This is a genomic window from Sphingobacteriales bacterium, from assembly GCA_016719635.1.
Taxonomy (GTDB): Bacteria; Bacteroidota; Bacteroidia; order Chitinophagales; family JADIYW01; genus JADJSS01.
Genome location: JADJYT010000001.1, coordinates 250,221 through 266,662, shown reverse-complemented (window position 1 = coordinate 266,662; position 16,442 = coordinate 250,221). Strand labels below are relative to the sequence as shown.

Genomic DNA, 16,442 nt, shown 5'->3' with positions numbered 1-16,442 from the left:
GCTTATTTGATTTCAAGTTGTTTTTCAATTTCCACCTGTGTCAGAAGTATAGCCTGTAATTTTTCGAGTGCATCCATCTGCGCCATATTTAATGCTTCCCATGCATCTAAAACGACGAATAAATCACCTGTGTTGTTCTGCCATGTAATCAATGCTGTTTCATAATTCCTACGCAACGCAGGAATAATACTGTTTTGTGTTATTTCGTACTGTTTATTCAGACTAATCAATTCGGTACTCATACCCGAAATCATACCTGTTGCTTCATTTAATATCATTTCCTTTTGCCACTTCAAGCTCTCATTCTTCAATAAATAACTATTTGCATTCGCTTTGAACATTTTAGATGACCAGGGCATAAACGGCATATTCACCATCAGCATCGCTGAGAATTGCTGTGGCTGTTTGCCAAAGGCAAACATGTGTTCATACCGGACACCAAACTCAGGTAATAATTTTGTTTTTTCCGCTTTTGCCTTTAACTGATTTATTGTTATTGTTTTATCAATGGCTTTTACATCACTTCTGTTTAATGAGAGGGACGTAGTATCAGACAGCAGATATTTCAGTTCATTCAGGTTGTAGGAAGTGTCAACTTCAAAGATGTTATTCTTATCTCTTACCATCAATGTATTCAACATTATCCGTTTTTGAGCAATATCATTCTGCAACATGACTATCATATTTTGCAATTCACTGTATTGAGATTTTGCTTTGTAGTACGTGGGCAGTTTATCCATATTGTACTGGTATCTGATTTCCATGCTTTTTATCATATATTCCAGCAACAATAAATTGTCATTTGCAATCTTAATTTTTTTATTCAGCACCATCCATTGATAATAACTTGTCTTAGCCGCAGCATTCAACTGATTTATTGTATAGTTTTTATTTTCTTTCTCCACAGAAGACATCGAACTCATATATTCATAGTCGGCTTTCAGTTTTTTAGCATTCGGAAACATTTGTGTAACACCTAACATATAGGAACCCATGCCTTGATTCATATCATCTGCTTTCCACATTTTAGCATTGTAGGGCGTCATAAAGAAGCCGGTGTTTACCTGTGGCGGCATCCAGCTTTTAGCCCCTTTTGCCGCAGCATCCATGCTCTGAATATCGGCTTCATACATTTTCAGCTGCGGGTTATTTGTTTTTATGATTGCCAAAACCGTATCGAGCGGGAGCATTTGGGCTACTGCATTTGTACTGCTTATTAACAGGCAAGCTATAATGATATAGTATTTACTCTTTTGCATCTATAATATTTATTTTACCATTTCTTTTTAATTCACGAAGTTTTACCATTTCAAACACAACCGGCGTTACCAATAACACATAAATGGTGGATGTAATTGTACCTCCGATAAGCGGAACTGTAATTGGCAGCATAATATCTGACCCTGTACCGGTAGCCCAAAGGATAGGTACCAACCCGAATAATGAAACCGAAACTGTCATAAGCTTAGGTCTTAACCGTTTTGCAGAGCCATCAATGATATATTGTCTCAAGATATCTTCCGTAATCGTTTTTTTATCATTTCCATGTTTCGCTATCATTTTATTCATGGCCTCGTTGAGATAAATAGTCATTAGCATGGCTGTTTCAATAGCCATACCAAATAGTGCAATGAAGCCGACCGCTACAGCCACTGACAGGTTAATGCCGTAAAAATATACCATAAAAATGCCGCCGATTAAAGCAAATGGCACCGTTATCATTGTTATGATGGCTTCTTTCATGGAGCCGTATGTAAAGAATAATATCAAGAAAATTATAAGCACCACTATGGGCATTATCAACTTTAATGTTTTGTTTGCCCTTAACTGATTTTCCCACTGTCCGCTCCATTCCACATAATATCCTTTTGGCATTTTAGCAATCATTGCATTTAGTTTTTTCTGTGCATCCTTTACTGTGCTTCCTAAATCACGATCCCGTACATTAAATAAAACACTACCTCTTAGCATGGCATTTTCACTGTTTATCATAGGCGGACCATCGCTTATTTTAATATCCGCCACCGATTCTAAGGGAATAGGACCAAACTGCATGGTTTGCACCTGTAATTTTTTTAATGCTTCAATGCTATTTCTATATTCCTGAGCATATCTTGCATTTACAGAGAAGCGCTGCCTTCCTTCGATGGTTGTCGTTAATTTCATACCACCAATAGATGCTTCGACCACATTGTTTATATCATCTATCGTTAGTCCATATCTGCCAATCACTTCCCGTTTGGGCTGTATGTCTATATATTTCCCACCTGTTATAGGTTCTGAATATAAATCTTTCACTCCATCAGTCCCTTCGAGTGCTTTCTTTATTTTTTGTGATAAGACATCAATGGTGTCTAAACTTTCCCCGTAAATCTTTATACCGACATCGGTTCTTATACCTGTTGAAAGCATATTTATCCGATTGATAATAGGCTGTGTGAAACCATTTGTTACGCCCGGTATTTGCAGTTTGTTGTTGATTTCAGTTATAATGTCATCCTTTGTTTTATCTTCCCTCCACTCGTTATGAGGTTTCAGCAGAATAATCGTTTCTATCATACTTACGGGGCTATTGTCTGTTGCCGTATTAGCTCTGCCAGCCTTACCTAACACATGTTCCACTTCCGGTACTGATTTAATCAGCTTATCCTGCACCTGTAATATTCGTTTCACTTCCGAATTTGATACATCGGGCAAGGTTACCGGCATAAATAATATAGAGCCTTCATCCAGTGGCGGCATAAATTCGGAACCCAGCCGAGTGTACATGAATATCCCAATCAATAATGCAATACTATTTATTGCCAAGACTGATTTTCTCCACTTTAAGCAAAATGTAAGAACAGGGGTGTATAGTGTCTCTAATCCTTTATTAATCGGATTCTTTTCTTCCGGGCGTAGTTTACCCTTCAATAAAAAGCTGATTAAAACAGGTGTAAGCGTAATGGCAAAAAACGCATCTACGATGAGAATAAAAGACTTTGTATATGCCAAAGGACTAAATAACTTACCTTCCATGCCCGTTAAGAGAAATACCGGTAAAAATGAAGCTATTACAATAATGGTGGAATAAAACACACCCGGACCCACCAACTTAGAAGATGCCTCAATTATCTTTAGCTTTTCTTCATCAGAAATAGGGTCGTATTCTTTTTTGAATAATTTTTTAATCTTATCTATCATTCCGACTCGGTTTTATTGTTATCAAATTCCTGCTGCCTTTCGGATATACTCCGATAGGCATTTTCCACCATTACAATGCCATCATCCACGACTACACCAATTGCAAGGGCAATACCCGTAAGTGACATGATATTGGAAGAAATACCAAAAGTCTCCAAGAGAATGAAGCCTACGGCTACCGATATCGGCAATTGAATCAGAATAATCAGGGCACTTCTCCAATGAAACAGGAAGAGCAGGATTACGATTGATACCGCTATCATTTCTTCGAGCAAAGTGCCTTTTACCGATTCTATCGCTTTCTCAATCAGTTCGCTTCTGTCGTAGGATGTTTTAAATGAAACGCCTTCGGGTAATCCTTTTTCCACTTCCTTCATTTTTTCCTTAACGGCTTTTATAACCTTGTCGGCATTTTCGCCATATCGCATTACCACTATTCCGCCTACCACTTCTCCTTCGCCATTCTGGTCGAAGATGCCCAAACGTAAATCGCCCCCCATTTGTACAGAGCCTATATCTTTTACCCTTACCGGAATGGAGTTGTAATTTTTAACCGCAATGTCTTCTATGTCGTTTATGTTTTTAATGTATCCTAATCCTCTAATAATATAGGACATATCACTCATTTCAAATTTTCTGCCCCCGACATCGTTGTTGTTTGTCTTTACAGCATTCATCACTTCCATCATACTGACATTGTAATATTGCATTTTTAAAGGATCTAAAACCAACTGGTATTGTTTTTCAAAACCACCAAAAGAGGCCACTTCGGCTACCCCCGGAACGGTTTGCAAAGCAAATTTCACATACCAATCCTGCAATGCCCTTTGCTCGCCCAAATCCATGCCATTCGCTTCGAGGTGATACCAGAATATGTGACCGACACCGGTACCATCGGGACCTAATGTAGGCACTACACTCTGAGGCAGTAAACGCTGGGCATAATTCAATCTTTCCAAAACACGGGTTCTTGCCCAGTATATATCTACATTGTCTTCAAAAATGATGTAAACAAAACTCATCCCAAACATAGATGCACCACGAATGTTTTTCACTTTGGGAATGCCCTGCAGGTTAGATACCAATGGATAGGTAACCTGTGCTTCAATCACCTGGGGGCTTCTGCCCATCCATTCCGTAAATACAATTACCTGATTTTCTGATAAGTCAGGAATAGCGTCAATTGGATTCTGCTTTACACTATAAATACCCCAACCCAATAAGCCGGCTGAAATGAGCAATACGATTATCCTGTTTTTTAATGAGAATGCTATTAGTTTTTCTACCATAGAATTTTACTTTACTGATTTGATGAAAGACTGTCTCTCGTCTTATTTGCCCAATTTATAATTAACTCTTTGTTGCCGGAGGATAGAACAGCCTTTTTGTGTAATATTAAATAAGATGATATTGGCATCTTATCATCCTGAATCTGGCTTGCAATTGACTTAAACTTGCTCATTTGTCTGCGTTGTGAATAAGAGCCAAAATCACTAAAATTGAGTTTGTCTTTTCCATTCTTTATATGATTATTCAGTATCCATCCAACAGGTTCTATATTGACGTAAAAAGGATAATTAGTATTGTTGCTATGACAATCATAACAAGACATTTTTAAGACATTTAAAACGCTGTCAGGTATATTAAACGTCTTTGTTATATCTGTTGACAATAGCTGTCCGCTTTCGTTGCGAACAGGTCTGATAAATTGAATGCCCATCAATACAAGCAGCAGCAATAATAATATCTTTTTTAAGACAGACATAAATTATTTTAATTCCTCTTTCACCGTACCACAAGATGACATAGCTTTTCCATAATAAGGATTTTTTATATCCTTCGTTTCACTTAGCCATATCGCACCTTTATTGTCATTATACATAGGACAAAAATCTTTGTATAAGGTTTGACCTGCACCAAACGCTTTTACTAAATCATACATATCTTTGCTCAATAAATCAAAGTGTTCACGCTGGTGAGCAATGTTACCTGAATTTGCACCGATGTGTTCTGCATGTTCCCTTGCATCATCTTCAATATCTTCAAAGATTTTCTTTTGCTCAGCCGTTAATGCTGACTTGTCGAAAGCCTTAAACGCTGCTTCCAATGCTTTGCCTGCGGTTGCAGCATTGTTCGTATTATCGTTCGTAAATGCATTTTTTAACTGCAGATAATCACCTACAATCTCTTTAATTGTACCTGTCGTTTTTGTTTCTGCTTCTAATGGGGGCGTAGTTGCATTCATATCTACCGGTACGGATAATTCCATACCACATTTAGAACATTTATCACCCTTGTTACCCATTATTTCAGGATGCATAGGACAGGCATACATTTTAGAAGAATTTTCGGCAGCGTCGCTACCAGTTTCATTTGACGTTTTATTGTTACAAGCTGTAAATGCAATAAGGATTGCAAAACTTATAAGGATTAATTTTTTATACATTTTTTAGTTGTTTAATTTGTGTTAAAGAATACTACCTACTACGAGATTTCATTATTGTCTAATAACAATACCGTTTGGTTTTTTGCCAACATTTATAGTCTTAGATACCGTATGTGCTGATACATTTACAACCGATACCGTGTTCGCCATTTGGTTGGTTACATATGCAGTATTGCCATTAAATACAATAGCATGGGCACCTGCACCAGTAGCAAATTCACCATGCTTCATCCAGTTATTACCACCCATATCCAAGAAATAAGCTACTTTTCCATTGTCAGGGTCTGTCACCCACAACTCACCTGTAGTAGCATGGTATGCTGCATAACCAGGCATAAAACCTAAAGTGACAGTGCCTACCACTGCATTAGTGGCAACATCAACAATACTAATTGAATTTCCGGCTTCATTGTCAATAAACATTTTTCCAATTGAGGATGTCCATGCACCCACAGGGTCTAAGCCAACAGCCAGAGTAGTTATCACTGATTTAGTTATGGGATTTATGACTGTGACCGTATTGCTTCCACCATTACACACATACGCCTTAGATCCATCTGCACTAAATGTAACTTCGGCGGGATCTTCACCAACGGTAATTGTATTTTTCAGGCTGTATGTGTTTGCATCGTATACTAACACCGTACCTGTGGCATCCATTTGAGAAGTCCAAATTTCTGTGCCATCCGGTGAATAGATTGCGTTATGGTTCATCATCGGCGTTTCAATATTTTTTAGCATTGAACCATTCGTTGCATCTAATATAATAACTTTACCCATCATGCCAGCCATGCCACCAGAATGCCCTGCGCTTAAATCCATTCCAGGGACGCCAATAGCCAAGTGATTTTCATGGTTGTATATATGATGCGGCCACATAATCATATCTGAACCAGCACCCATTAATTCTATTGTTTCCGTTACTTCATTCTTACTCAGATTAATAACCGATATACTTGCATCTTCACCATTTACCACATAAGCGGCAGGGTAGTTTATATTTAAAGGAGTTTCATTTTTTTTACATGCAACTGATATCATTATTATTGATACAAGCATTACGAGGCTAAAAGCTGTAATTTTATTGAATTTTTTCATTTTGTTTATTTTATAATGATGAATAATGCCTGCTGAGTAAAAATATTTACCCAGCAGGTGCATTTAATTCAAATTACATTCCTTTGCGAACAATCTTTGAAGGCTGGTAAGTTGTTACTTTCTTAGCTGAAAGTGCCATTCCGCATTTTGAGCATTTTCCGGCATCTTTTTCCAATTCAGAAGGATGCATGGAGCATTCATATCTGTTTTCAGCAGTACCATCGTTTTTGAATGTAGCGTATATTAATAATGTGTTTGGTCCATTTTTAAATTTCAACGTGGCAACCAATTGTTTAAAATCTACAGCAGCGCCATTGATAACAAAAGCAGATTCCCCGAAAGGGCTTAAGGTTACTTTCTGTTTTTTGCCGTTTACATCTTTTAATTTTACGGTTGCCGTTACATCTTTATTTGAATATGGCGAGTCCTTTTCGTCTGTAATAAACAGATATAAATTACCGTCCATTTTCATTAATTGCGCTTTTAATGACAGGTCTGAAGCTGTATTATTTTGCGCGTTTACTGCCATTGTACCTACTATCATTATAATAGCTAATACTAAATTTGAGATTGATTTCATTTTTTAGGAAATTTTAAGTTGAATAATAATTGATTAAATGTAGACGATATGTCTGTATAATGCTTACAGCATTATATTATAATATTACATAATACCTAACAGGTATCCTGCCATTTCCTGAGTGGAAATTAAAATCAACTACTAACAACGGAAGATTTGCAACTCAACAGGGGTTGGCCGCAACAAATATTTAATGGTGTATAGATTATCGGGAGGCGGAATGCCTGTGATATATCTATCAAAATTTGTCTGATGATTATAAATGAAGTTATTTATAAGGAAATCACTGCAAACTATTTTATTAAAAGGTTTTAGCTCTATTTGATTTGCTGTAAAACCTTCAATCGGCAATTTTTTAAAGAACTGCTTTTGTTCGCAGCAATCTTTTTTCTTCACCGATTTTTCAGGACAACAGGTAGCCACCTGTTTTTCCATACCACAGTCCGCCTTCGTAAAAAAGGCAAAATCTTTTGTGTTTGAAGAATTACAAATATGTACCGATAATGCTACCCCATTGCTTGTTGTAAAAACAAGTAATGCCATTAATAGTGCCGGTATGTTGGTTTTGTACTTCATTTAACTATGTAAATTTAGTTCTAATATTTGGATATTGCAACTGGCAATAGTTTATAAATTGTTAAATAGTCAATCTTTTAAAACTTCATTCTTTGTATTCTAACAGCATTTAATATGGCTAATAATGCTACACCTACATCTGCAAAAACGGCTTCCCACATGGTGGCTAAACCACCTGCGCCGAGTATTAACACAATGGCTTTTACTGTGAATGCCAAACCTATGTTTTGCCAAACAATCTTTTTAGTTTGTTTGCCTATATTAATTGCCATTGCAATTTTTGAAGGTTCATCATTCTGAATTACAACGTCAGCAGTTTCAATAGTTGCATCACTACCTAAACCACCCATTGCTATACCTACATTGCTTAATGCTACTACTGGTGCATCATTTACACCATCACCAACAAATGCAACTGTTTCTTTCCTGTCTTTAATTTCTTTGACTTTATTTACTTTGTCTTCAGGTAGCAAATCACCAAAAGCATTATCAATTCCTAATTTATCTGCAACATATTTTACCACCGAAGTTTTATCGCCACTTAACATAGTAGTTTTTACTTTCATGCTGTGCAACTTATTTACAGCATCCTGTGCGTCTTCTTTAATTTCATCGGCAATAGTTAAATAACCAGCGAATTTTTTATCATAGGCAATTGCAATTACCGTATAAACGAGTTCATCGGAATTTACATCATAAATAATATTGAATTTATCCATCAACTTGAAATTACCGACTAATAATTCTTTTTCATTGATGTTTGCTTTTAAACCATGACCTGCAATTTCCACAACGTTGCTTAGTTGTATAGATGTATTTACATTTCCTACATATTTATGAATAGCAGTAGCCACCGGATGTGTGCTTTGACTTTCCAACCCATTTACCATTTGCAGCATCTCCTCTTTATTAAATTCTGTTTTGATATTTACTTCTTGAACATCAAACACGCCTTTGGTTAACGTTCCTGTTTTATCCATCACCACATTTTGGATATTGGCAATTATATCTAAGAAGTTACTTCCTTTAAATAAAATACCGTTCCGAGATGCTGCACCAATGCCACCAAAATAACCCAATGGAATACTAATGACTAAAGCACATGGACAAGAAATAACTAAGAATACTAAAGCACGATATAACCAATCTTTAAAAACATAATCGTTGACAAACAGCATAGGCAATACACAAATGGCAACAGCTAAGAACACAACAATAGGTGTATAGATTTTGGCGAACTTTCTGATAAATAATTCTGTTGGTGCTTTTTGTGCTGTGGCGTTTTGCACTAATTCTAAAATTTTTGACAGCTTACTATCTTTATATGCCGTTGTTACTTTAATTTGAGAAACTGTATTTAGGTTTATCATACCTGCTAAAACAATTTCGCCTTTTTGTTTGGTATCAGGTTTACTTTCACCTGTCAAAGCTGCTGTATTAAATGATGCTGATTCTGATAGTAATTCACCATCTAATCCTAATTTTTCACCTGCTTTTAATTGTATTATATCATTAATGTTTACCGCTACTGCTTTTACTGTTTTAGCTTCGTTATTTTGCAAGATAGTTACGGTGTCAGGTCGTTGGTCAAGTAATGTTTTGATGTTTGCTTTGGCTCTTTTTACCGCTAAGGTTTGAAACACTTCACCAACAGCATAAAATAACATTACGGCAACACCTTCAGGATATTCGCCAATAGCAAATGCACCAATAGTAGCAATACTCATTAATAAAAACTCTGAAAATATTTCGCCTTTGCTTATACTTACAAATGCTTCTTTAAGTACTGGCAAACCAACCGGGATATATGCTGCGATATACCAAATAATTCTTATCCAACCTGTAAACCATGATTGAGGAAAATAATTATCAAATGCTAATGCCATTAGCAATAACACCAAACTAATAATTGCCGGTAAAAACATGCTGAATGTACTTTGACTTTCTGTATGTTGGTGTACCTCTTCCACAGAATGTTCTTCAGCAAGCTGATTTATTTTTTCTTCCTGAGTACAGCAAAGTTGTTTTCCTTCTTTGTCGTAAATGTGTTTATGTGTCATCTTGTATTTTTATTGTTTACAGCATCCGTCTAATTGTTCTACATATTCAGCAGTTGCCTTTTGGTCATCTGCATCATATCCCGCTTTGTTAATCTGGTCTTTAATGCTTTTAATACTTACCTGTGTCGGATTAAATGAAATTTTTATTCTTGAATTTTGCACATCTAATGTTACCGTTTTAACTCCTTTTAATTTCTTTACGGATTTCTCTATGCGGGATTTGCATGATTCGCATTGACTGCAATGGTCGCAATAGATTTTAGTTTTTATAGTTGTAGTTGTGTAAGCTGTTTGTGCAATTATATTATTTGAGAAAAAAAATAAAGATGCTGTAATTAGAAATAATTTGGTGATTGTTTTCATTGATTAATTATTTTAGTGAAGAAATTTTAGTTTTTAGAATTATTAATGATTTCTTTGAGGTCGTTTGGAATTTCCATAACCTTTAATGGTGGTACATTTGCGCCACCTGTGTTCCCTGTAGGAATTTTGCCGACAAATGATTTAACGCCACCGACTAATAAGCGTGGAATTTGTCCAATGATTTCTTTTGTATCTTTTATTTTAATTCCAAATAAAAGCATTTGCCAATGAACTACCGTGTGTTCTATTGGATATGGTTGTGCTAAGATATGCGCACGTTCTAAGTGATACCAACTATCCGCTAAATCATTTTTTTGAAATGTTACTTTTGCATTGCTTAACTCGGATTCATAGAATGGAATTAATTTTACCGGCATTTTAGTATTTATTTTCATAGCATTTAATTTTAATGTTCATGTGCTTCGCCTTGGTTAGTTAATTTAGCATTGACAAAAAATGCACCTTTGGTTACAATTTTTGCATCTTTTGGTATTTCTGTTACTGTTGTAATTGCTGTATATCCAACATTTGAAACACCTTTTACAATTTCTATTCTCTCAAAGTTTGTAGTTGGTTGTTTTTCTTTTTCTTCATCATGTTTCTCATTTGCTGCATGCTTGTGTCCTTCTTCTTCATCGTGATGTTCGTCTGGTTTTTTATCCGTGATTACAAAGATATAACTTTTACCTTCTGCATCTACAATGGCTTCGTTTGGTACTGCTGATGTAGTTACATTATTTAAACTAACAATAGCTGTAATATTCATACCATCTATGAGTCCTGTTTTATTGCCTTGTACAGTACAATGTATTGGAATGGTTTTACTGTCATTTTCAAATGAGGTGCCTATACTGTAAATTTTAGCATCGTATTCATTTACCGGATTGTTGGTTAATGTAAAATGAATTACCTGTCCTACTTTTAGCATTGGTAAGTCTTTTTCAAAAACATTTAAATCTAAATGTAACTGATTATTATCTACAATTTCTGCAACAGGTGATGATACATCTACATAGCTTCCGATTTTAGCTAATACGTTACTGATAGTGCCATTTATCGGACTTTTAACAACTAATGCTGATTGCAGATTTGTGTTACTTACATTGCTTGGATTGATACCCATGAGTTGTATTTGCTGTTGTAATGATGCTCTTCGTGTGCGTAATGTTTTTAGTTCTGCATCGGCACTCTGATAGTTTTTTAATGCACCAGCATTGCCATCGTTCAATTCTTTTTGACGTGCTAACTCTTGTTCTGCATACGTTATTTTACTTGCAATGGTTAAGTATTCTTCCTGTAATTGTATAAATTGAGGATTAGTAATTGTTGCAATTACTTGTCCACTTTTTACATAACTACCTACCTGTACATTTATGGTTTTGATAACACCACCATACAAAGAAGTTGCATTTGCTTTATTATTATTTGGCACCCTCAATGCACCATTAACTTTTAATGTAGCGGTTAGCTGCTTCTGTTCTATGCTCCCTAATACAATGCCTACGGTTTTGATCTGTACAGCGGTAAGTGATGCAATCGAGGCTTCTGTACTTTTTTCCTCCAGTTCACCTGTTGTTTTTTCTTCTTTGGCTTCTTGTGTTGTTCCGTGTTTATGACCATCACTTTCATTATGCGAACATGCAGTAAATAATGCTATTATAATTAGCATTAGATATTTATTGTGGATAGATTTTATATTAAACTTCATTTTGTATTTATTTACTGATTAGATAATTGATATTAATAACCGATTGATTGATTTGCTGTATGGATTGCAAATACTTTAATTCTGTATCGGTGGCATTTTGCAATGCTAATATGTATTCGATATAACTTGCTTCGCCAGTTTTATATCCTAATTTTGCCGCTTTTATTATTTCAGTTGCAGTTGGAATAGCTTGTTGTGTATAGTAATTATATTGCATTAAATACTGATTGTATTGTTGGAATGCATTCAATAATTGTATTTCTAACTGGTGTTGCTCGGTTTGTGCAGTAGCTTGCAATGCCTGCTTTTGATACTCTAACGATTTTATTTTTGCTTTAGTAGCACCAAATGTAAGTGGTATGCCAATGCCAACAGTACCAACATGGAAACGATTTCCAGCATTAAAATATTTTTCCTGATTGTTGATGGTTTGGAAACCAATTAATGATTGATTGTTATAACCAAACGTAAAATCAGGTAAGCCTAATGCTTTTTCTGCTTTTTTATTTTGTTCAACCACTTCTGCATCCTGCAATATTATTTTTATTGTTGGATTTTGTGAAAGTAATGTGCTATCTAAAATAGTAGTTGTTACTAATGGTTGATATGATTTTGTATCTTCAATAGTAAAATCATCATCTGTATTCATCCACATTTTTAGCAAATTATATGTTGCTGTTACATCATTTTCGCTTTGCTGCAACAATAACTTTATTTCACTTCGTTTTGATTCGGCGGTTGTTTTTTCCAATTGTTTCGTTTCTCCTGTTTTATAACGAAGTGCAGAAGCATTTACAAAATCAACGTACAAACTATCTAAATACAGTAATTTATTTTTATTATTTTGTAAAAATAATAATTGATAATAATAGGTTTGCACTTGTGCTTTTATTTCATTTTGGGTTACTTGCTTCATTAATTCTTTACTAACTACTTCTGCTTTAATTACTCCTTTTTTTGCAGCGAATAAAGAAGGAAACGGAATAGTTTGAGAAATCTCAAATGCATTATCAAATTGCTTACTATTGTATTGACCTAACTGTACATTGAAATTAGTTTTTGGAATCTCTTTTGCAGATTTACTTAAACTTTTAGCAGCCAATATAGATAACTCGTTTGCTTTTAGTTTTGTACTGTTTTTAAGTGCTATACTTACTGCATCTTCTACACTTAGTTGCTGTGATGTAGTTTGTGCATTTGAGTATTGTATTGATAACAATAGAAATACTAAAACAGTAGTAACAGGTTTCATTTTTGATTTTCTTTTTAATGAGATTTTAGAATTGAAAATGATGTATAGCAGAGGCAGTACAAATAAAGTTAAAAAAGTAGCAGAGATTAAACCACCAATTACTACTGTTGCCAATGGTTTTTGAACTTCCGCACCAGCGCTTCCGCTTAATGCCATTGGTAAGAATCCGAAAGAAGCTACTGTTGCTGTCATTAACACCGGCCGTAAGCGAATTTTAGTGCCTTCAATAACACGGCTAATGACATCATGCCAGCCTTCTTTTTCTAACTGATTGAATGTGCCTATTAATACAATACCGTTTAATACAGCGACGCCAAACAAGGCTATAAAACCAATGCCTGCCGATATGCTAAATGGCATACCGCGTAATAACAAAGCAAACACACCACCTATGGCACTCATGGGAATGGCTGTGAAAATAAGCGATGCCTGTTTTAAAGAATTGAATGTAAAATAGAGCAACATAAAAATTAGCAGTAAAGAAACAGGTACTGCTATCATTAAACGTTTTGATGCCTTTTGTAAATTCTCAAAAGTACCACCATAATTGAAATAATAACCTGCCGGCAATTTGATTTCAGCACTTAATTTCTGTTGGATTTCCTCTACCACACTTTGCACATCTCTGCCATCTACATTAAAGCCTACTACAATTCTTCTTTTACCTGCTTCACGACTTATTTGTGCCGCTCCTAATTTGTATGATACATTTGCTACCTGCGATAATGGTATCTGATTGCCTGATGGTGTTGGAATGAACAGATTGTTTACATCATCAATACTACTCCGATATGCACTATCTAAACGAACTACCAGGTCAAATTTACGTTCGTTTTCATAAACAACACCTGCTGATTTACCCGCAAAAGCTGTACTTACCATTGCGTTTACATCTTCTATGTTTAAATTATAATTAGCTAATCGCATTCTGTCGTATTCTATATTAATTTGTGGTAAGCCATCTACACGTTCAACCATAGGAGAAGATGCTCCATCTACGTTTTGAATGACTTTGCCTATTTTATTTGCATATAATAGTAGTGTGTCCATATTTTCGCCGAAAACCTTTACTGCCACATCCTGACGGATACCTGTCATTAACTCATTAAAACGCATCTGTATCGGTTGATTCTTTTCAAAGAAAACCCCAGGAATAGCTTCTAATTTTTCCTCAATTTCGTCTGCTAATTCATTGTAGCTTTTTTTAGATTTCCATTCTTTCTGAGGTTTTAGAATAATCATCATATCTGTTGCTTCCGGGGGCATCGGGTCAGTAGGCACTTCTGCCGCACCTGTTTTTCCAACTATCATTTTCACTTCGTCAAACCTTTTAATTACTCTTGAAGCCTGCATAGATGTTTCTATGCTTTGGCTCAATGAAGTGCCTTGTGGTAAAATACAATGAAATGCGAAATCTCCTTCCTGAAGTGTTGGAATAAATTCGCCACCTATTCTGCTGAATAAAAATAGAGCTGCAGCAAATAATACTACTGTAACCGATATTAAAACATATTTAATTCTAATCGCTTTTAGCAATAAAGGTTTATAAATTCCATAAAAATAATCCATCATCTTGTCAGAAAAGTTTTTCCGTTGATTTTGTTGTTTTGGCAAAATCAAAGCACACATCATTGGTATATAGGTTAACGATAGTATTAACGCACCCAATATTGCAAAACCTACTGTCATTGCCATAGGTTTAAACATTTTACCTTCAATACCGATTAATGAAAGTATCGGAATGTAAACAATCAATATAATTATTTCGCCAAATGCAGCACTACTTCTTATTTTAGAGGCTGATTTAAATACCTCATTGTCCATATCTGACTGAGATAATTTTTGAGTGGATTTCCTTAAGCCTAAATGGTGTAATGTAGCTTCCACTATAATAACTGCACCATCTACAATTAAACCAAAATCAATTGCACCTAAACTCATTAAATTGGCACTTACACCAAATACATTCATCAAGCCTAATGCAAATAACATGGATAATGGAATTGCTGATGCAACAATTAAACCTGCTCTTAAATTGCCAAGAAAAACAACCAATACAAAAATGACAATCAATGCACCTTCAATCAGGTTTTTTTCAACGGTTGATATTGCACGTTTTACTAAATCGGTTCTGTCTAAATAGGCTTCAATCACCACATCCTCCGGCAATGATTTTTGTATAGTAACCATTTTTTCTTTGATGCGTTTTACCACATCGCTGCTATTATGACCTTTCAGCATCATTACCACACCACCAACGGCATCCACTTCGCCGTTATAAGTCATTGCACCGTAGCGCACCGCATATCCAAACTTTACTTCTGCTACATCTTTTATAAAAACTGGTACACTGTTAGGATTGCTTTTAACCATAATATTCTTTACATCTTCTAACGATGTAACCAAACCCACGCCACGAATAAAATAGGCGTTAGGCTTTTTATCAATATACGCACCTCCAGTGTTTTGATTATTTTTGTCTAATGCGTTAAAAATATCCGGTATGGTTACTCCCATTGCTTTCAACCGATTAGGATTAACAGCAACTTCATACTGCTTTAATTTCCCCCCAAAACTATTTACCTCCGCTACCCCTTTTGTTCCATTCAATTGTCTTGCCACAATCCAATCCTGCATGGTACGCAGATCCATTGCAGTATAGTTGCTTTCGCTTTCTTTTTTTGGATGTAAAACATATTGATACACTTCTCCAAGGCCTGTACTAACCGGAGCCAATTCAGGTATTCCAATACCTTCCGGTATATTTTCTTCAGCATCTTTTAATTTTTCGTTAATGAGCTGCCTTGCAAAATATATATCTACCTTTTCATCAAAAACTACGGTAATTACAGACAAACCAAATCTTGAAATACTTCGAGTTTCTTCAATATCTGGAAGATTTGCGATGCTTTGCTCAATAGGAAAGGTGACTAACTGCTCTACTTCCTGACCCGCTAATGTAGGACATATTGTAATTATTTGTACCTGATTGTTTGTAATATCAGGTACGGCATCAATAGATAATTTTGTAGCGCTCCATAAGCCCCAAATGATGAGTGCTAAAGTCATTATACCAATAATGAATTTATTTTTTATACTAAAATGGATGATTTTGTTTAACATATCTAAAATTTAATAATCGTGAATAATGCTACTATTGAGCTAATCAATAAGCA

General features: G+C 35.3%; 13 protein-coding genes. All 13 read right to left on the bottom strand.

Features of this window, described 5'->3' with window-relative positions; translation table 11 throughout:
- Positions 1 to 2: 2 nt before the first annotated feature.
- Complete coding sequence (locus IPM95_01230) at positions 3 to 1,259, bottom strand: TolC family protein (GenBank protein MBK9327942.1); 1,257 nt, start codon at positions 1,257 to 1,259, stop codon at positions 3 to 5.
- Positions 1,246 to 3,183 (bottom strand): efflux RND transporter permease subunit, encoded by a 1,938-nt coding sequence (locus IPM95_01225; protein MBK9327941.1) that lies wholly within the window; start codon positions 3,181 to 3,183, stop codon positions 1,246 to 1,248. The genes IPM95_01230 and IPM95_01225 overlap by 14 nt, the downstream gene beginning before the upstream one ends.
- Positions 3,180 to 4,472 (bottom strand): efflux RND transporter permease subunit, encoded by a 1,293-nt coding sequence (locus tag IPM95_01220; GenBank protein ID MBK9327940.1) that lies wholly within the window; start codon positions 4,470 to 4,472, stop codon positions 3,180 to 3,182. Before IPM95_01220 ends, IPM95_01225 begins: the two co-directional genes overlap by 4 nt.
- 11 nt (positions 4,473 to 4,483) lie before the next feature.
- Positions 4,484 to 4,948 carry a heme-binding domain-containing protein gene (locus tag IPM95_01215; protein ID MBK9327939.1) on the bottom strand — a complete coding sequence of 155 codons (465 nt, stop codon included), beginning with the start codon at positions 4,946 to 4,948 and terminating at the stop codon, positions 4,484 to 4,486.
- 3 nt (positions 4,949 to 4,951) lie between these two features.
- Positions 4,952 to 5,629 carry a DUF3347 domain-containing protein gene (locus IPM95_01210; GenBank protein MBK9327938.1) on the bottom strand — a complete coding sequence of 226 codons (678 nt, stop codon included), beginning with the start codon at positions 5,627 to 5,629 and terminating at the stop codon, positions 4,952 to 4,954.
- Between the two features lie 51 nt (positions 5,630 to 5,680).
- Positions 5,681 to 6,727, bottom strand: coding sequence for a DUF1513 domain-containing protein (locus tag IPM95_01205; protein ID MBK9327937.1), 1,047 nt, complete (start codon positions 6,725 to 6,727; stop codon positions 5,681 to 5,683).
- 73 nt (positions 6,728 to 6,800) lie between these two features.
- Positions 6,801 to 7,307 (bottom strand): hypothetical protein, encoded by a 507-nt coding sequence (locus IPM95_01200; GenBank protein ID MBK9327936.1) that lies wholly within the window; start codon positions 7,305 to 7,307, stop codon positions 6,801 to 6,803.
- A gap of 141 nt (positions 7,308 to 7,448) precedes the next feature.
- The gene (locus IPM95_01195) at positions 7,449 to 7,883 is read right to left on the bottom strand and encodes a hypothetical protein (GenBank protein ID MBK9327935.1); all 435 of its coding nucleotides are present in this window, start codon (positions 7,881 to 7,883) and stop codon (positions 7,449 to 7,451) included.
- A gap of 77 nt (positions 7,884 to 7,960) precedes the next feature.
- Positions 7,961 to 9,943, bottom strand: a complete 1,983-nt coding sequence (cadA, locus tag IPM95_01190; protein MBK9327934.1) for a cadmium-translocating P-type ATPase — start codon at positions 9,941 to 9,943, stop codon at positions 7,961 to 7,963.
- Between the two features lie 9 nt (positions 9,944 to 9,952).
- Positions 9,953 to 10,306 carry a heavy-metal-associated domain-containing protein gene (locus IPM95_01185; protein ID MBK9327933.1) on the bottom strand — a complete coding sequence of 118 codons (354 nt, stop codon included), beginning with the start codon at positions 10,304 to 10,306 and terminating at the stop codon, positions 9,953 to 9,955.
- Between the two features lie 26 nt (positions 10,307 to 10,332).
- Positions 10,333 to 10,701, bottom strand: a complete 369-nt coding sequence (locus tag IPM95_01180; GenBank protein MBK9327932.1) for a DUF3703 domain-containing protein — start codon at positions 10,699 to 10,701, stop codon at positions 10,333 to 10,335.
- Positions 10,702 to 10,712: 11 nt separating this feature from the next.
- A complete protein-coding gene (locus IPM95_01175; GenBank protein MBK9327931.1) occupies positions 10,713 to 12,014 on the bottom strand; it encodes an efflux RND transporter periplasmic adaptor subunit in 1,302 nt (433 codons plus the stop codon).
- A 7-nt stretch (positions 12,015 to 12,021) separates the two neighbouring features.
- Entirely contained in the window at positions 12,022 to 16,389 is a 4,368-nt protein-coding gene (locus IPM95_01170; protein MBK9327930.1) for a CusA/CzcA family heavy metal efflux RND transporter, read from the bottom strand.
- Between the last annotated feature and the right edge of the window lie 53 nt (positions 16,390 to 16,442).